This is a genomic window from Aestuariimicrobium ganziense, assembly GCF_015352975.1.
Taxonomy (GTDB): domain Bacteria; phylum Actinomycetota; class Actinomycetes; order Propionibacteriales; family Propionibacteriaceae; genus Aestuariimicrobium; species Aestuariimicrobium ganziense.
This window is the reverse complement of sequence record NZ_JACYIZ010000004.1, coordinates 322,479-339,833: the sequence shown is the minus strand read 5'-3', so window position 1 is coordinate 339,833 and position 17,355 is coordinate 322,479. Positions and strand designations below refer to the sequence as shown.

Genomic DNA, 17,355 nt, shown 5'->3' with positions numbered 1-17,355 from the left:
GTCAGGGTCACTGCGGGTCGGCAACGGCCACACGGGCCGGACGAAGCACCTTGCCGTGCAGGGTGTAGCCGCGCTGCATGACCTCAGAACAGGTGGTCACCGAGACCGGCTCGGGCAGCGGCATGTGCATCAGCGCCTCGTGGAACTGCGGGTCGAACTCGTCGCCCTTGGCGCCGTAACCGACCAGACCGTACTTGCCCGCGAGCTTCTCGAGCTCACCGGCGACCATGGCGAAGCCTTCCTTGACCTCGTCGTGGGCGCGGGCGGCATCGATGCTGTCGAGCACCGGCAGCAGGTCGAGCACGACCTTCTCGACGCCGGACTGCTTGGCCAGCTCACGGTCGCGGTCGACGCGGCGCTTGTAGTTGGCGTACTCGGCGCCCAGACGCTGCAGGTCAGCGGTGCGCTCGGCGACCAGCGCCTCGAGTTCGGCGATCCGTGCGGCCTGGGGGTCACCCTCGGCCTGCTCGGCCTCGCCGCTGAGCTCCGGCTCGGTGGTCGCCCCGGCCTCGGGCCCCACGGTCGTCGGGTCGGCCACGATCGGCGCCTCGACGCCCTCGCCCACGGCTTCGCCCTCAGGCACGTACTGCCCTCCCGCGTACTGCTCTGACACGCTGCTCTCCTCGGTTGTCACGGTGCTTGCTTCGATTCTGCCCTGCTGGTGGTCGGCCCGGTTGGTTGGTCGGATCGGGACGGTCCCGACGAGGGGCGGTCGGGGGCGAGGCTGGACGCACCGACCCCGACCCCCGACCAGCGGGACTCACTCGTCCTTCTTGTCCTCGTCGACGATCTCGGCGTCGACCACGTCGTCGTCACCAGAGGTTGACGAGTCGGTGCCGGCATCGGTCGTGGTCTCGCCCTCGTCCGAGCTGGTGGCCTGGTTGGCCTGCTGCTCGGCCTGCGCGGCGGCGTAGACCGCCTGACCCATGGCCGAGGCCTTGGTGTTCAGGTCGTCCATCGCAGCCTTGACCTCGTCGTCGTTGTCGGTGCCCTTCAGGGCCTCCTTCAACTTCTCCAGCGACTCCTGCACCGGGGTCTTGACGTCCTCGGGCAGCTTGTCGGCGTGCTCGTCCAGCAACTTCTCGGTGCGGAACGCCAGGGCGTCGGCCTCGTTGCGCTGCTCGACGGCCTCGCGACGCTTGCGGTCGTCCTCGGCGTGGGCCTCGGCGTCCTTGACCATGCGGTCGATGTCGTCCTTGCCCAGGGCCGAGCCGCCGGTGACAGTCATCGACTGCTCCTTGCCGGTGGCCAGGTCCTTGGCGTGCACGTGGACGATGCCGTTGGCGTCGATGTCGAAGGTGACCTCGATCTGCGGCAGGCCACGCGGGGCCGGCATCAGGCCGGTGAGCTCGAAGTTGCCCAGCGACTTGTTGTCGCGGGCGAAGTCACGCTCACCCTGGTAGACCTGAATCATCACCGACGGCTGGTTGTCCTCGGCGGTGGTGAACACCTCGGAACGCTTGGTCGGGATGGTGGTGTTGCGCTCGATGATGCGGGTCATCACGCCGCCCTTGGTCTCGATGCCCAGGCTCAGCGGGGTGACGTCGAGCAGCAGCACGTCCTTGACCTCACCCTTGAGCACGCCGGCCTGCAGGCTGGCGCCCAGGGCGACGACCTCATCGGGGTTGACGCCCTTGTGGGCATCCTTGCCGGCCAGTTCCTTGACCAGGTCGACGACGGCGGGCATGCGGGTCGAGCCACCGACCAGGATCACCTGGTCGACCTTGTCGACGCTGGTCTTGGCGTCCGAGAGCACCGCGTTGAACGGCGCGCGGACGCGGTCGAGCAGGTCCTGGGTGAGGCGCTGGAACTCCGCACGGGTCAGCTTCTCGTCCAGGTGCAGCGGGCCCTCGGCACCGGCGGTGATGTAGGGCAGGTTGATCGAGGTGTCAGCAGCGCTGGAGAGCTCGATCTTGGCGCGCTCGGCAGCCTCCTGCAGACGCTGGCGGGCCATCTTGTCCTTGGACAGGTCGACGCCGTTCTTGTTCTTGAACTGGGTCACCAGCCAGTCGACGACACGCTGGTCCCAGTCGTCGCCGCCGAGGCGGTTGTCGCCCTTGGTGGCCTTCACCTCGAAGACGCCATCGGAGATCTCCAGCAGCGAGACGTCGAAGGTGCCGCCGCCGAGGTCGAAGACCAGGATGGTCTGCTCGGTGTCGCCCTTGTCGAGGCCGTAGGCCAGCGCAGCCGCGGTCGGCTCGTTGATGATCCGGTCGACGGTCAGGCCAGCGATCTCACCGGCCTCCTTGGTGGCCTGGCGCTCGGCGTCGGAGAAGTAGGCGGGAACCGTGATCACCGCGTTGGTGACCGGCTCACCGAGGTAGGCCTCGGCGTCGCGCTTCAGCTTCTGCAGCACGCGGGCGCTGATCTCCTGCGGGGTGTACTTCTTGCCGTCGATGTCGACGGACCAGTCCGTACCCATGTGGCGCTTGACCGAACGGATCGTCCGGTCGACGTTGGTGACGGCCTGACGCTTGGCGACCTCGCCGACCAGGACTTCGCCACCCTTGGCAAAGGCGACGACCGACGGAGTCGTGCGGGCGCCCTCAGCATTGGGAATGACGGTGGGTTCGCCGCCCTCGAGAACGGCGACGACGGAGTTGGTGGTGCCGAGGTCGATACCGACTGCACGAGCCATGTGTGTGATCCTCCACTGTGTGGGTTGAGTCTTACGGGCTCAACTCTAGCGATCGTGAGTTCGAGCGCAAGTCGAAGTTGAGTGCATCAGGCTCAACCATGGAAAGGTCAGGGTTGTTCCCGATTCGCCGTGGGTGATCGGTGCCACGCCCACCTGCCTTCCCCCGCTCTAGGGTCAGGTGACATGAGGTGGGCGGCATGAAGCGGCGGACGATCGCGGCGCTGACATTTGCGGTGGCGCTGTCGACGGTGGCCTCGTGCGCGAGCCCCACGACCGCTCCCCCACAGGGAACCGCATCGGGCACCGCAGCCACGTCCGCGGCACCGCGGACGAGCCTGCCGACCACCGCCACGCAGACCTCGCGCCCTGCCGCCACCTCGGCCCGTCCGACCTCGACGCCCACCCCGACCGCGTCCCTGCCCGAGGGCACCATCACCCTGGCCTTCGCCGGCGACGCCAACGCCTTCGAACTGGCCCGCGACTCCACCGAGCTCGGCCTGGGTGAAGCTGGGCAACTGCTGGCCAGTGCCGACTTCGCCATGGTCAACCTCGAGACCGCGCTGGCCGACGACGCCACCGGCCTGACCAAGCAGCCCAAGCTCTACACCTTCCTCACCGACTCCGAGTTCCCCCGCATGCTCCAGGCCGAGGGCGTCGACCTGGTCAGCCTGGCCAACAACCACGCCATGGACTTCGGCGTCACCGGCATGCAACGCACCCTGGCGATCCGTGAGGCCTCGAGCCTGCCGATGATCGGGGTGGGTGCCACCGAGGACGAGGCCTTCGCCCCCTTCACCACCGAGCTCAAGGGCCGCCGGCTCAGCGTCTTCGTCGGCAACGACATCCTCGAGTCGAACATGGACTGGCGCCCGCGAGGCGGCCGCCCCGGCGTCGCCATGATCAAGACCGACGCCGGACTCGACCGGCTGGTCACGGGGGTGGCCGACGCCCGCCGCGCCGATCCCGACCAGGTGATCGTGGTCTACGTGCACTGGGGCATCGACTACCAGGTCTGCACCTCGCCCAGGCAGCAGATGATCGCCAAGAGGCTGGCCGAGGCCGGCGCCACGATCGTGGTCGGCACCCACGCGCACCGCGTGCAGCGCACCACCAAGGTCGGCGACACGCTCGTCGCCTACGGCCTGGGCAACTTCAACTTCCACTCCACCCGGGTGCAGACCCGCGAGACCGGCGTGCTCACCGTCACCATCGACCCCAGTGGCGCCACCGACCACTCGTGGGCACCGGGAAGGATCGTCGACGGCCGCCCGCAGTTGCTGACCGGCGACGCCAAGGCAGCTGCGCTCGGCCGCTACCAGGGGTTGAGCTGCTGACCTGATGGGTTCGTGCCACGCGATTGGCCAAGGGGCCCACTTTCGCCCCCCGTGCGTACTTTCCGTGGCACGAAACCATCACCACCTCCGGAGCACGGGCGCGACTACGGTGGGGTGATGAGCAGCCACAGTCTCGTCCTGGTCGCCGCAGCCGGCGACTCCGCGATTGCCGCCTTCCGCCTCGAGGGTGAGCAGGCCACCCCACTGGCCACCACGACCGGGCTGCCCGGCACCGGGTGCTTCGCGGTCGACGCCGCCCGTGACCTCGTCCACGCCGGGGTCAAGGCGGACGACGAGGCCGGCACCGGCGCTGCCGTGGTCACCCTGCGACTCGACCGGGCGACCGGGGCACTGGAAGAACTCTCTCGCCGCGAGGTCGACGACTCGTTCGCCTACCTGCACCTGACCGCCGACGGCCGCTTCCTGCTGGGCGCCTCCTACGGCGGCAACACCGGTCTGGTCTGGCCGGTCGCCGATGACGGCAGCCTGGGCGAGGCGACCTCACGCATCGAGTACACCCACCTGCACTGCGTGGTCACCCATGGCGACTCGGCCTACTTCGTCGCCCTCGGCGATGACCTGGTCACCCAGTACCGGCTGGACGACGACGGCGTGCTCAGCCCGCTCGACCCGCCCACCGTCAGCGCGCCCCGGGGCTCTGGTCCACGGCACCTCGTCGTCGATCCCGATGGCGCCAACGCCTACCTGATGACCGAGTTCTCCGGCGAGGCGATCCGGTTCGACCGCGACCCGAGCACCGGCGTCCTCACCACTGCTGAGGCCCTGCCCGCCTACGACACCAGCAGGGGACTCGGCCACAGCGAGCTCGGCGCCGACCCACTGGCCAACCACTACATCTGGGGAGCCGACCTACACCTGGCAGGCGACCTGCTGATCTGCTCCGAACGCACCGAGTCGACCTTGACCACGATTCGTCTCGACCGCGAGGGGCACCTGGTCGAAGTGCTCGCCCACACCCCCACCGAGCAGCAGCCGCGAGGCTTCTTGGTCACCGGTGACCCGGCGCTCGTCCTCGCGGTTGGCGAGAAGTCCACCGACCTGGCCGTGCACCGGGTCGAGCCCGACGGCAGCCTGCCGGTGGTCGACCGCGTACCGACAGGAAAGGGCGCCAACTGGGTCCGCGTGGTCTGAGCACACGCCGACCCCCGGCAGTGCCATTCTCGCAGTCATGAGCAGGCACCATCTCCGCGCCCTCACCACGCTGGTCGCCCTGGCCTGCATGGTGTCGGGCTGCACCCTGCTACAGGGCCGAACGCAGCCGACCATCACGGTCACCACGACATCAACCGTGACCGCAACGCCTGCTCCCAAGCCCATGACACCCGTCCCCACCACGACCACCTCACCGACACCGACACCGTCGGTGCGCACTGCCACAGTCGAGATCGGCATCGGCGACCAGATCCTGGTCGAGGTCGGTGAGGCCAACGCCAGCACCGGCTACGGCTGGACGATCACCGGCCCACCCGACGAGCAGATCGCCACCGCCGTGCTCAAGGGCCGCCTGCGCGACCGCAACTGCCCACCCGGTGGCTGCTTCGAGGATGTCTCGGTGCAGATCACCGGAGCCCGCAGCGGCACCACGACGATGACCATCAGCTACACCAGCCGGTTCGAGCCCAAGCCGACCGACCCGCCTCCACTGGTGCTGACGATCACGGTGAACCCATGAGAATCGCCACCTGGGGCGCGGTCAACCTGGTGCCCGACTACCTCGACCAACTGGCCGCCCTGGCTGACGGCCGCCGACTCGACTCCAACGATCCCGAGGTCGTGCTGGTCTCGACGCTCGACCCGATGACCGGTGACGACATCGCCCAGTGGCCCTCGCTTCGCCATGTCGTGGTCTGCGGAACCTCGAAGGGACGACTCGACCTGGCCACGTTGGCCGAACGCGGCATCGAGGTGCACAACGTCACCCACTACGGCGACCACCCAGCCGCCGAGGTGGTGATGATGCAGTTGGTCGCCCTGGCTCGCGGTCTGGGTCAGTACCAGTGGCGTGAGCACCCCCACGAGTTGGCCGGCAAGCGCTGCACCATCGTCGGTCTGGGCGACCTGGGACGATCAGTGGCCGACCTCGCGCTGGCCTTTGGCATGCACGTCAGCCACATCAGCCGCCAGCCCCGCCCCGACCTCGAGGCGCGTGGGGTCGAGCACGGTGACCGAGACCGCCTGCTGCCGCTGGCCGAGGTGGTGGTGCTGACCGGACCCACCGATGTCGAGGTGCTCTCGGCAGCTGACTTCGAGGTGATCCCCGACGGCGCGGTCCTGGTGCAGGCCAGCGGTGGAGACGCCTTCGACCACCAGGGGTTCCTGAGCTGGATCGCCCGGCCGGGCAACCACGCCATCTTCGACCTGGGCACCGGCGAGCAGGTGTACGAACGCTACGCCCGCCTGCCGCGAGTCATCTTTCCCCGGGTCGTGGCTGGGCTCTCACGAGAGACCCTCGAGCGGTTGGGTCGAGCCGTGGTGGACATCGTCCTATCGCTCGGCTGAGCGAGGACTGGCGAGTTCAGCGAACAGCGCGGCGCGGCTGGTGGTGCGGCTTGCCGTGTCGGGCCCACCAGCGGCGACGCTTCGGCACCACGTCGTCCGGGTGGCGGCGCGCCGGGGTGGCAGGCGACTCGGGCTCACCGAGCACCTCGCGCGTCTCGACCGGCGACGCCATGCCCTTGGCCTGCGCCTCGAGGTCGGTGAGCGCGTCGGCGACCTCGCTGGTGCTCGGGCGGTCGTCGGGGTCCTTTGCGAGCATCCGGTCGATCAACTCGTCCAGTTCGGCGGGGAACTCGGGACGACGGTCGCGCAGTCGCGGCGGCACGTCCGAGGTGTGAGCGCGGGCGGTCTCGATCGGGTCGGGGTCGACGAACGGGGGCTTGCCGGTGGCCATGGTCATCAGCAGGCAGCCCAGCGAGTAGACGTCGCTGGGCGGGCCAACGTCGAGGCCACGAGCCTGCTCGGGCGACATGTAGGCGGCAGTGCCGACCGTGGTCGATGCGACGGTGAGGGTCTGCCAGACCGCCTCACCGAGCCGGGCGATGCCGAAGTCGACGATCTTGGTGATCGAGTCGTGCTTGACCACGTTGCCGGGCTTGATGTCTCGGTGGGTCAGGCCGATGGCGTGCGCGGCGCTGAGTCCGCGCGCGACCTGGGCCCCGATCCGGACGACGCGCTGCAGGTCGAACTGTCCGTACTGCTTGAGCAGGTCGGCGACCGACGGGCCGCTGAGAAGTTCCATGACCAGGTGGTGACGCTCGCCCTCGCTGCCGGCGTCGTACACGCTGACGATGTTGGGGTGGGCCAGCCCGGCGGTGGCGATGGCTTCACGACGGAAGCGCTCGACGATGGTGGGGTCGCCGATACGGGTGCCGTCGACGACCTTGACGGCGACCTCTCGTTCGAGCACCAGGTCGGTCGCTCGAAACACTTTGCCGCTGGCCCCGAGGCCAACCTCATGATCGAGCCGGTACCGGCCCTCGATCAGCGAGTCATTCACGTGTTCAATCATCTCAGACCATGATGAGACGAACATAAACGTCACCCCCCGACGGGGGAGCCGGCCAGGGACTCAACCTTTCGCGGGCCTCTGAGCGTCTTGGAGGTGTCGGGCGCAGGGGAGGAGGGCGCGATGGCATCGACGCACAGCCGCGACCGCGAGTTCACCGCCTTCGTGGAGCGCAGTGCGGGGGCGTTGCGGCGCTACTGCCTGTTGCTGACCGGGTCGCTGCCCGCTGCCGATGACCTGCTGCAGGACGCCCTGCTCCAGGTCTACCTGGCCCTGCCGCGGGTCGACGACCTCGACCTGCTCGAGCCCTACGCCCGGCGCACCATCACCCGCACCCACATCTCGCGCTGGCGACAGTGGGGACGACGCGAGTTCCCGACCGAGGTGGTGCGCGAGCCCGAACCGGTCGACGACACCACCGTCGAGGACCGGGACGAGATCTGGCGGCTGCTCCAGGCGCTCCCCCCTCGCCAGCGCACCGCGATCGTCCTGCGCTTCTACGAAGACCTGACCGAGTCCGACATCGCCGAGACCATGGGTTGCTCGATCGGCACGGTGAAGTCCCACCTGTCGCGCGGTCTGGCCCGGTTGCGCAGCGACCTGACCGCCGACGACTCCCACTCCCCTTCCCATCCACTCCCGGAAGGACAGCTGCGATGAATCGCGATCCGTTGACCGACCTGCTGCGAACCACGCTGAGCACGCACGCCGATCAGGTGCCCGCACCCGACACCGACGACGTCGTCGACGGTGTGCTCCCTCGAGGGCACCGAGTGCTCCACCGCCGCCGCGCGGCCGCGGGCGTGGGCGTCGGTGGCGTGGCGGTGGCGCTGGCCACCGCAGGATGGCTCACCACCCGGGGCGACGGCACTGGCCCGACACCGACCATCGCGCAGTCGCCCAGCACCTCTGCCACGTCGACGCCGACCGTCACGGAGCGGTCGCAGGCGCCCGCCCTGACCGAGCTCGAGCGCTGGGAGCTGGCCCAGAAGCTGCCGGTCGGCCGTCCGATCCACAGCGCGTGGCGCGCCGAACGCACCGCCGACTGGCGGGTGCGCGTGGTCCTGCCTTACTGGGACGACCCCGCGGGGTCGAGCGAGACTCCCACGCGCGATGCCGCAGGCAACATCTTGGTCACCCTGCCCAAGGGCACCGGGATGGTCACCCAGATCATTCCGACTGCCGCCGGCTACCTGGTCGCCTCCCAGTCGGACTCGTTCACCGGCGGTGACATGGACCCCGGAGCCACGCTCTACCTGGTCACCCGCACCAAGGCGATCCCACTGCTCACTGGCATCCACGGGCCGGTAGCGGTCAACCCGACGGGTGAACGTGTCGCTGCGGTGGTGATCGTGGACGAGCGCGCTCGCACCTTCGGCCTGGTGGAGCGCCAACTCGTCCCGCTGCAGACCCACGGGCCGGCGCCCACCCCGCAGGACGACGTCAGCCTGCTGCTGTGGAGCGACGAGGGTCAGTGGACCAACTCTGGCGACAATTGGACCTTCGTGCGGGGCCCGAATGGCGGCGAGACGATCGGCCGGAAGGTGATGAAGGCGGTGCAGGTGGCACCATCGATGGTCTACAGCGTGGACCGGCAGCCCGACGGGCGTCAGTGCATCGTGGTGCAGTCGGGGCCACACGATGCGACCACGCTCGGCTGTGGGCAGTACGTCAGCTTGCTCGCGCTCTCGAACGCTCAGGCCGTGGTCACCGTCACCGACGACTCCGATGTCGTCTCGACATACCTGGCCGACGGCTACTCGGCACTCGAATCGCTGACGGTGCCGGACGCCATCGACCCGGTCAGCCTGATCGAGGCCGTCGAAGAGATCGAGGTCAACGGGGCCGGCGACACGTACCACGTACTGGTTCCGATCCGGCACCCCGACGATCCCAGCCGCCAGGTCTTCGTACGCTGGGACCCCGTCGCAGGCACGGCCGAGCAGGCGCCACTGCCCGACGGAGTCGAGCAGATCGTGGGTTGAGGCCGCTCAGCGCGAACTGGCGTCGAGCCCAAGCGTCGACACCAACGTGTTGACGTTCGACTCGATGCCATCACGGATCAGTCGCAGCCGGTTCAGCCCTTCGATGCCCCGGTGCGAGGGTTCGTCCAGCGGCCAGCGCTCGACATCACAGCGTCGTCCTGGTGGAGCGTCGAAGCAGGTGGACGAGCCCAGCACCACGATGTGGGACGACGTGCGCACCACGTCGTCGGTCAGTCTGACCAAGTCGCAGCGCCCCAGGTCCATGCCCAACTCGGCCATCACCGCTCTCTCGCCCGCGCTGGGAGCCGGCAGGTCGGCACCCTCGGCGACCCCAGCGGTCGTCGCGCAGGAGCGCGCCAGCGGCCCGACCTTGAGGTCGAAGAAGGTCGCGGCGATCGCTGAGCTGAGCAGTCCGGGAGCGCCGATGAACATCACCGTCTCACCCGTGGCCGGCCAAGGGATCACCTTGCCGCTCACAGACTGCGTCCGCGCACCATCACCCTGACGGGTGGAGTGGGGACGCGACCGGTTCATCACCCCAGTGTGGAACGTGGGGCCTTCGAATGTGGCAGCGAGGCACAACCTTCAGGGAAGACGCCCTCGCCCGACCGGCTCGTCACTGCCCACCACGCGAGCGCGGCTGGCTACTGTGGGGGCACCCGCCACCGGAAGGCCCTCACCATGACGTCATTCGTCCGCGTTCTCCAGGACATCGGTCTGATGCTCGCCCGGATCGCCACCGGCACCATCCTGATGCTGCATGGCTGGCGGCGTTGGCAGGACGGCATCCCCCACCAGGTCACCGTGCTCAACGGCCATGGGGTGCCCTACCCCGAGATCTTCGGCTGGGGAACGGTGATCTTCGAGCTGCTCGGCGGCGCACTGCTCGTGTTCGGGCTCGCGACACCGGTGATCGGCCTGGTGCTGCTGGTGCAGCAAGTGATGTTGATGGTCTACTCCACCTGGCGCCACGGGTTCTACCTGACCGGTGGGGGCTACGAGTACAACCTGGCGCTCGCCTCGCTGGGCACGCTGTTCATGGTGCTCGGCTCGGGACGCGCCGGCGTCGACAGCTTGTTCCGCCGCAGTGAGCACGACCCCGAGCGTCGGGTGATCAGGGACGCCGACCCGGCCTGAGCGACGCCGGACTCCACACACAGCGTCCGCACAGGAAACACACAGTCACCGCTGCGGTTGGCGTGCCAGTGTGAGCACCATGAACTCCCCGCACGAGCAGTTGCGTCGTCCCGACGGGTCGCCGATCACGGTGCTGACCGTCGACGACGAACCCAGCCTGACCGAACTGCTGGGGCTGGCCATGCGCTACGAGGGCTGGGAGGTGGTCAGCGCCGGCAGCGGGCTGGCCGCGGTCAAGGCCGCCCGCGAACACCGTCCGGACGCGATCGTGCTCGACATGATGCTGCCCGACTTCGACGGCCTCGAGGTGATGCGCCGAATCCGCGCCGACCAACCCGAGGTGCCGGTGATCTTCCTCACCGCGAAGGACGCTGTGAGTGAGCGGATCGCAGGCCTGACCGCCGGCGGCGACGACTATGTCACCAAGCCGTTCAGCCTCGAGGAACTGATCGCCAGGTTGCGCGGTCTGCTGCGGCGCAGCGGTGCCACCCAGCCCCGCAGCGATTCCATGCTGGTGGTCGGTGACCTGGTGCTCGACGAGGACTCCCACGAGGTCACCCGCGCCGGTGAGCCGATCACGCTGACCGCCACCGAGTTCGAGTTGCTGCGCTACCTGATGCGCAACCCGCGGCGGGTGCTGTCGAAGGCACAGATCCTCGACCGGGTCTGGAACTACGACTTCGGCGGCCAGGCCAATGTCGTCGAGCTCTACATCTCCTACCTGCGCAAGAAGGTCGACCACGGCCGCGAGCCGATGATCCACACCATGCGCGGAGCCGGGTACGTCCTCAAGCCGGTGGCATGAGCACCCCAGTGGTCTCGCCGTTGGCCCGAGGCACCCTGGGACGACGCCTGGTGGTGCGGGTGGTGGCGATCATCGCGGCGGTCTGCCTGGTGATCGGGCTCGCCACCCTGGTCGCCACCAACCAGGTGTTGGTCAGCCAGCTCGACGCGCAGCTCGACATCGTCCAGGTCCGCGAGCCACGCAGCGACCCCGGACGCGACCGTGAGGGGCGACCACCCGGCCAGGACGAGGTCGGCAACCCGATCGGCACGCTCAAGCTCGAGGTGCGCAACGGCCGTCCAGTGGCCACGCTGCTGACCGAGGACGGGCTGACGACTCCACCGTCGTCGGTGGTGGACGACCTGCTCGCCGTGCCCCGCGACGGCAAGCCCCACTCCATCGTCCTGGACGGGCTGGGGCCCTACCGAGCCGTGGTGACCCAGCGGGGGCCGACGCTGCAGGTGACCGGGCTCCCGTTGGGGTCGGTCACCCACGTGCTGGGCCGGCTGGCCCTGGCCGAGCTCGCCCTGGTCGCTGCCGCCCTGCTCACAGCGGTGCTGGTCACCCGACGAGTCGTGGCCAGCAGCCTTCGTCCGCTCAACCGTGTGGCCGCGACCGCCCACGCCGTCTCGCGGCAGGATCTGGGTCGCGGCGAGGTGACCGTCGGAGCCAGGGTCGCTGACGAGGACGCCGACCCCACCACCGAGGTCGGCCAGGTTGGTCAAGCTCTCAACCACCTGATCGACAACGTCGAGCACGCACTCGCTGCCCGACAACGATCTGAGACCCGGGTACGCCAGTTCGTCGCCGACGCCTCGCACGAACTGCGCAACCCGCTCGCCTCGATCCGCGGCTACGCCGAACTGACCCAGCGCCAACGCGACCAATTGCCCACCCAGGCCGGTGTCGCGATCGACCGGATCGAGGCGGAGTCGGTGCGCATGAGCGACCTGGTCGACGACCTGTTGCTGCTGGCCCGGTTGGACGACGACCAGGGGGTGGCGGCCGAACCCGTCGACGTCGTCGAGTCGGTGCTGCAGGCAGTGCAGGACGCCCGCGTGGCAGGGCCCGGCCACCGCTGGCTGGTGCAGGTGCCCGACGAGCCGGCGATCGCCATGGCCGATCCGCGGCGACTGCCGCAGGTGGTGGGCAACCTGCTCTCCAACGCCCGCAAGCACACCCCCGAGGGCACGCGGGTGACCACCAGCGTGGGACGAGAAGCTGGCTACGTCGTGGTTGAGGTGGCCGACGACGGCCCCGGCATCCCCGACAAGGTCAGCGGGCAGGTCTTCGAGCGGTTCGCCCGCGCCGACAGTGCCCGAGCCCACAGCACCGAGTCATCGACCGGGCTCGGGCTGGCCATCGTCCACGCCGTGATGGAGGCCCACGGCGGTTGGGCACGCGTCGACTCCGCACCCGGGCGCACCCGCTTCACCGTGGGCTTCCCGGCCGTGGACGAACCCTGAGGCTCACGAACCGTCAGCAGCCGGCCGGTCAGCAGCTGGCGTTCATGTCCTGCCAGCACGAGGTGCGCCAGTAGATGGCGCTGCGGTACTTCGTGCCCGAGCGGACCGAGGGGAAGTAGTCGAAGACGTAGCCGTCGGGGTCGTAGCCGTTGGCTCCGTAGTCGGCGTTGGCCGACTTGATGTAGGCGTTGACCCTGGACGCGAAGCCGTCGGGCAGCTTGCCGTAGACATTGGTGATCTCGGCGGTCAGCGCTGCGGTGACCGAAGCCTTGGTGGCGCCCTCGACCGAGACGCTCATCAGGGCCAGCCCGTCCGCGTCTCCGCTGAACCGGGCCTTGCTGGTGATGCCGGCGGTGGTCTTCTCGCACTCGGTGATGGTGCGGCTTGTGCTGGTGCAGGTGTAGCCCGCAGCCTTCAGGGTGCTGGTCTGGGTCGCGGCGGGCACCTCGATCACCTTGGGGGTGCCGCTGGCGGCGAAGGTCGGCGCGAACATCACGATCGAACCGTCGCTGCGCCCGCGGTACTCGAAGCCTGCGACGCGTCCGTGCTCGTACTCACCGCCGGTGCCCTTGGCCATGGTCGCCTTGATCGTCGCGACGCTGCCCGGGTCGGCGAACTGCTTGATGATGAAGTCCGACAACGCCTTCGAGACCTCAGGCTTCGAGGTCGACTGCACGTGCAGCGACAGCCGTCCGAGGCTGCCGTCGGAGTTCGAACCGATGTAGACCATCATCGACGGGGCCTGGCCGAAGCGGGTGCACAGCTGGGAGTTGAAGTCCTGACCGGGCTCCTTGGTGCAGGTGAAACCCTGCTTTGACAGTTCGGCCATCACGGTCGCCTCGGTACCCGGGCCGGGGCCCCGGTCACCCGAGGTGGGGGCGCTGGTCTGGGTGGTCGGGCTCTCGGTGGTCGGGGCCGGACTGGTGGTCGTCTCGGTCGGATCCTGACTGGTCTCGGTGCCGCTCGATTGGGTGACCGGAGGGCTGGTCGGCGCCGGCGCCGTGGTGGTCGGCGCCTGCGTCGTCTGGGTGGTCGAGGGGTTGTTCCGGTTGTTGAGCGCCAGGAAGGCGACCGTGGCCACCAGTGCGAGGCCGACGACGCCGGCGATGATCGGCATCAGCCGGTTCTTGTTCTGCTGGGGTGCCTGCTGGCCGAACTGCTGCTGCCCGTACGGCTGCTGAGCTCCGTACTGCTGTCCTGGCTGCGGCTGGCCCGGCTGCGGCTGACCCGGTTGCTGGGGCTGGGCGTACTGCTGCTGACCGTACGGCTGCTGGCCCCCGTACTGCTGCTGACCCGGCTGGCCGTACCCCTGCTGGGGCTGGTCCTGAGCGTGCCGCGGCTGGTTGGGGTAGGGCGGGGTGGGCTGGGGCTGTGCCGACTGGCCCGGGCGGGCGTAGGGGTCCCAGCCACCCTGCTGGCCCTGATGACCCGGTTGATTGGGCTGACCGGGCTGACCGGGCTGGCCCTGCTGTCCGTTCCAGGGCTGCTGACCGCCCCCGTACTGGTCGTTGCTCATTGAACGAGGCTACCCCGCGGGCGGCGCAACTCAGCGCCCTGAGCCTTGCGGACCAACCTCAAGGAGGGGTTGAGCATCGGCTTTCGCTGGTCAACATGCGTGGCCCACACTGGTCCGGTGGCCCGCACCCCCCGTCTGCTCCCGCTGCTGTTCGCTCTCGTCCTCGCACTCGGACTGACCGGCCAGGCGCGACGCGCCTCAGCACAGACCGCGCAGGAGATCTTCATCCAGACGGTCGCCGCCGGTGCCCAGAAGGGGTGGGACGACTACCGCGTGCCCGCCTCGGTGACCATCGCCCAGGCCATCCTCGAGACCGGGTGGGGCAGCTCGGAGTTGTCGAGCAAGTACCACAACTACTTCGGCATCAAGTGCGGCACCGTGAAGTCGCCCTACCAGTCGGGCTGCGTCGACATGCTGACCACCGAGTACCGGTCTGACGGCACCAAGTACACCGTCGTCGACAGCTTTCGCACCTACGCCAACCCCGACATGTCGATGATCGACCACGGCCACTTCCTGACCGCCAATTCGCGCTACGCACCGGCGTTCGAGTTCGCCAGCGAACCGGTCAAGTTCGCCGACGCCATGCACCGGGCCGGCTACGCCACCGATCCGAACTACGCCCACTACCTGTACCGGTTGATGAGCAGCTACAACCTGTTCCGGTTCGACTTCGGCAAGACCCTGGGGTCGCCGACGGTTCCGTCCACCGTGGTCGCCACGGGCGACATCGTCCACCCCCAGCGGGTGTCGGTCACCGGGGTCAACGACACCAGCGATGCAGCGACCGTGGACGAGGCTCCCGCCGGGACCGCCTCGACGCCAGAGCCCTCCGGCGACGACGCACCGCCGGACGAGCCCAGTGCCGAGCCATCGGTGAACGAGTGGGACGAGCCCCCAGCCAGCACACCTGCCTCCAGCGAGAGTGCCACCAGCGAACCAACGAGCACCGCGCCGTCGCCGAGCGGCACCCTGCCCAGCACCGGCGCCTGAGTCAGCGGTGCTGGCTGTCGTCCAGCAGCCACGCAGCCTCGCGACGCATCAGGTCGCGCCGGCTCTCGGACTGGTACGACCGGGCGTCGTGCCCCAGGCCGTCATAGACCACGCGCCCCCGCACCCAGACGCACGGATGGAAGATCTCGAGGGTCTCGTGGTGCACCAGCGGGGTGGAGTCCTCGACGAGGTCCATGTTCGAGTAGCGCTCGTCGTAGACGATGACCAGACCCAGGTCGTCGACGATCGGATGGTGCTCGTGCTCGGGCACGGCCTCGAACACCGCGACGCTGCGCTCGGGGTGGCTCGACACCCCGCGCTCCCACCGCCCGCCGAGGATCTCGCGCCAGCGCGGCCAGTCGGTGAAGGTGGCAGCCGCCGAGTGCACGCCGAGCACCGGGCGCCCCGCGTCGACCCACTCCCCCAGCCGGGCGTAGGCCTCGTCCCACTCACCGGGGACGTCCACCGGGTTGCGCGGGTCTGCCCCGACGCCGGTGTTGACCACCACCAGGTCGACGTCGTCGAAGCGGAAGGTGTCTGGCGAGGTGGTCTCACGCACCTCGACGTCGTGACCGGCTTCGAGCAGTGTGTCGGCGATGCCTGCGGAGGTCTGTGGGAGGGGATGCCACGGGTCGGTGAAGCGCCCGGTTCCTGACAGGACGAGGATGCGAGCCATGCCTCACCCTAACCACTAGCCTGTGGGGCATGCTGCTCTCCGACCGAGACATTCGCGCCCAGGTGCACGCGGGACGGGTCGTGCTCGATCCGTGGGATCCCGCCATGGTGCAGCCCTCGAGCGTCGACGTGCGACTCGACCGGTTCTTCCGGATCTTCGAGAACCACCGCTACTCGGTGATCGATCCCTCGATCGACCAGCCGGAGTTGACCCGCCTGGTCGAACCCGAGGGGGACGAGCCGTTCGTGCTGCACCCCGGTGAGTTCGTGCTCGGGGCGACCCTCGAGAAGGTGAGCCTGCCCGACGACGTCGCCGCCAGGCTCGAGGGTAAGTCGTCGCTGGGGCGCCTCGGGCTGCTGACCCACTCCACGGCCGGATTCATCGACCCCGGCTTCATCGGCCACGTCACCCTCGAACTGTCGAACATGGCGACGCTGCCGATCCTGCTGTACCCCGGCATGAAGATCGGCCAGCTCTGCTTCTTCACCCTCAGCTCACCGGCCGAGCACCCGTACGGCTCGCAGGAGAACCTGTCGCGCTACCAGGGCCAGCGTGGCCCGACCGCCAGCCGTTCGTACCTGAACTTCCACCGCACCACGATCTGAGCAGGAGGCACCGATGACCGAACGCCCCACCCGCGAACAGTTGGCCCGCATGGTCGACCACACCCTGCTCAAGACCGACGCCACCCCTGCCCAGGTCGACGACCTGGTCACCGAGGCCCGAGAGCTCGGCACGTGGTCGGTGTGCGTCTCACCGACCATGCTCCCCATCCGGGCCGAGCGCGGATCGGTGCTGGTGGCGACGGTCTGCGGCTTCCCCTCGGGCAAGCACACCGCCGCGGTCAAGGCGGCTGAGGCTGCCGAGTCGGTGGCCAAGGGCGTCCACGAGGTCGACATGGTGATCGACATCGGCCTGCTCAAGGCTGGTCGTCCCGAGGCGGTGCGCGACGAGATCACCGCGGTCAGGAAGGCGGTCCCCGCGCCGACCGTGCTCAAGGTGATCATCGAGTCGGCCGCCCTGACCGACGACGAGATCGTCCAGGCCTGCGAAGCGGCCGAGGCCGCCGGCGCCGACTTCGTGAAGACCTCGACTGGGTTCCACCCGGCCGGTGGTGCCTCGGTGCATGCCGTGGAACTGATGGCCCGCACCGTTGGTGGACGACTCGGCGTCAAGGCCTCTGGCGGCATCCGCGACACCGAGACAGCGCTGGCGATGGTGGCCGCCGGGGCCACTCGGCTCGGACTGTCAGGCACGCGCGCGGTGCTCGAGGGCACCACCTCGTCCAACGGCTACTGAG

General features: G+C 69.0%; 18 protein-coding genes. 12 read left to right on the top strand and 6 right to left on the bottom strand.

What is annotated here, in order from left to right; genetic code table 11:
- Positions 1–7: 7 nt before the first annotated feature.
- Positions 8–613, bottom strand: a complete 606-nt coding sequence (locus IE660_RS15870; protein WP_407929011.1) for a nucleotide exchange factor GrpE — start codon at positions 611–613, stop codon at positions 8–10.
- A 147-nt stretch (positions 614–760) separates the two neighbouring features.
- The gene (gene dnaK, locus IE660_RS09700) at positions 761–2,638 is read right to left on the bottom strand and encodes a molecular chaperone DnaK (protein WP_203568156.1); all 1,878 of its coding nucleotides are present in this window, start codon (positions 2,636–2,638) and stop codon (positions 761–763) included.
- 197 nt (positions 2,639–2,835) lie between these two features.
- Here dnaK and IE660_RS09695 point away from each other — a divergent pair, with 197 nt between their 5' ends.
- The 4 genes from IE660_RS09695 to IE660_RS09680 all read left to right on the top strand — a co-directional run bounded on the left by IE660_RS09695 (position 2,836) and on the right by IE660_RS09680 (position 6,492).
- Complete coding sequence (locus IE660_RS09695; RefSeq protein ID WP_203568155.1) at positions 2,836–3,972, top strand: CapA family protein; 1,137 nt, start codon at positions 2,836–2,838, stop codon at positions 3,970–3,972.
- Between the two features lie 117 nt (positions 3,973–4,089).
- Positions 4,090–5,124, top strand: coding sequence for a lactonase family protein (locus IE660_RS09690; protein WP_203568154.1), 1,035 nt, complete (start codon positions 4,090–4,092; stop codon positions 5,122–5,124).
- 37 nt (positions 5,125–5,161) lie between these two features.
- On the top strand, positions 5,162–5,665 hold the full coding sequence (locus IE660_RS09685; RefSeq protein WP_203568153.1) for a protease inhibitor I42 family protein: 504 nt from the start codon (positions 5,162–5,164) through the stop codon (positions 5,663–5,665).
- Complete coding sequence (locus tag IE660_RS09680) at positions 5,662–6,492, top strand: NAD(P)-dependent oxidoreductase (protein WP_203568152.1); 831 nt, start codon at positions 5,662–5,664, stop codon at positions 6,490–6,492. Before IE660_RS09685 ends, IE660_RS09680 begins: the two co-directional genes overlap by 4 nt.
- Before the next feature lie 16 nt (positions 6,493–6,508).
- Here IE660_RS09680 and IE660_RS09675 read toward each other — a convergent pair whose 3' ends face one another.
- Positions 6,509–7,489, bottom strand: a complete 981-nt coding sequence (locus IE660_RS09675; RefSeq protein WP_203568151.1) for a serine/threonine-protein kinase — start codon at positions 7,487–7,489, stop codon at positions 6,509–6,511.
- A gap of 132 nt (positions 7,490–7,621) precedes the next feature.
- Here IE660_RS09675 and IE660_RS09670 point away from each other — a divergent pair, with 132 nt between their 5' ends.
- Together IE660_RS09670 and IE660_RS09665 are read left to right on the top strand one after the other, a co-directional pair.
- Positions 7,622–8,158 (top strand): SigE family RNA polymerase sigma factor, encoded by a 537-nt coding sequence (locus tag IE660_RS09670; protein ID WP_203568150.1) that lies wholly within the window; start codon positions 7,622–7,624, stop codon positions 8,156–8,158.
- On the top strand, positions 8,155–9,483 hold the full coding sequence (locus IE660_RS09665; protein ID WP_203568149.1) for a hypothetical protein: 1,329 nt from the start codon (positions 8,155–8,157) through the stop codon (positions 9,481–9,483). The genes IE660_RS09670 and IE660_RS09665 overlap by 4 nt, the downstream gene beginning before the upstream one ends.
- Positions 9,484–9,489: 6 nt before the next feature.
- On the opposite strand, the gene IE660_RS09660 is transcribed toward IE660_RS09665, so the two are convergent.
- Entirely contained in the window at positions 9,490–9,960 is a 471-nt protein-coding gene (locus tag IE660_RS09660) for a hypothetical protein (RefSeq protein ID WP_203568148.1), read from the bottom strand.
- 204 nt (positions 9,961–10,164) lie between these two features.
- Between IE660_RS09660 and IE660_RS09655 the strand changes: the two genes are divergently transcribed.
- The 3 genes from IE660_RS09655 to IE660_RS09645 all read left to right on the top strand — a co-directional run bounded on the left by IE660_RS09655 (position 10,165) and on the right by IE660_RS09645 (position 12,870).
- A complete protein-coding gene (locus IE660_RS09655) occupies positions 10,165–10,620 on the top strand; it encodes a DoxX family protein (RefSeq protein ID WP_203568147.1) in 456 nt (151 codons plus the stop codon).
- Positions 10,621–10,699: 79 nt separating this feature from the next.
- The gene (locus IE660_RS09650; protein ID WP_203568146.1) at positions 10,700–11,425 is read left to right on the top strand and encodes a response regulator transcription factor; all 726 of its coding nucleotides are present in this window, start codon (positions 10,700–10,702) and stop codon (positions 11,423–11,425) included.
- Positions 11,422–12,870, top strand: a complete 1,449-nt coding sequence (locus IE660_RS09645) for a sensor histidine kinase (protein WP_235997293.1) — start codon at positions 11,422–11,424, stop codon at positions 12,868–12,870. Before IE660_RS09650 ends, IE660_RS09645 begins: the two co-directional genes overlap by 4 nt.
- Positions 12,871–12,898: 28 nt before the next feature.
- On the opposite strand, the gene IE660_RS09640 is transcribed toward IE660_RS09645, so the two are convergent.
- Entirely contained in the window at positions 12,899–14,386 is a 1,488-nt protein-coding gene (locus IE660_RS09640; protein WP_203568145.1) for a hypothetical protein, read from the bottom strand.
- A 117-nt stretch (positions 14,387–14,503) separates the two neighbouring features.
- On the opposite strand from IE660_RS09640, the gene IE660_RS09635 reads away from it, so the two are divergent.
- Positions 14,504–15,379, top strand: a complete 876-nt coding sequence (locus IE660_RS09635; RefSeq protein ID WP_203568144.1) for a glucosaminidase domain-containing protein — start codon at positions 14,504–14,506, stop codon at positions 15,377–15,379.
- A gap of 1 nt (position 15,380) precedes the next feature.
- On the opposite strand, the gene IE660_RS09630 is transcribed toward IE660_RS09635, so the two are convergent.
- Positions 15,381–16,055: a ThuA domain-containing protein gene (locus tag IE660_RS09630; RefSeq protein ID WP_203568143.1), complete on the bottom strand. Its 675-nt coding sequence runs from the start codon at positions 16,053–16,055 to the stop codon at positions 15,381–15,383.
- 29 nt (positions 16,056–16,084) lie between these two features.
- On the opposite strand from IE660_RS09630, the gene dcd reads away from it, so the two are divergent.
- Both dcd and deoC read left to right on the top strand, forming a co-directional pair.
- Complete coding sequence (gene dcd, locus IE660_RS09625; protein WP_203568142.1) at positions 16,085–16,660, top strand: dCTP deaminase; 576 nt, start codon at positions 16,085–16,087, stop codon at positions 16,658–16,660.
- Between the two features lie 13 nt (positions 16,661–16,673).
- Positions 16,674–17,354, top strand: coding sequence for a deoxyribose-phosphate aldolase (gene deoC, locus IE660_RS09620; protein ID WP_203568141.1), 681 nt, complete (start codon positions 16,674–16,676; stop codon positions 17,352–17,354).
- Position 17,355 lies beyond the last annotated feature (1 nt).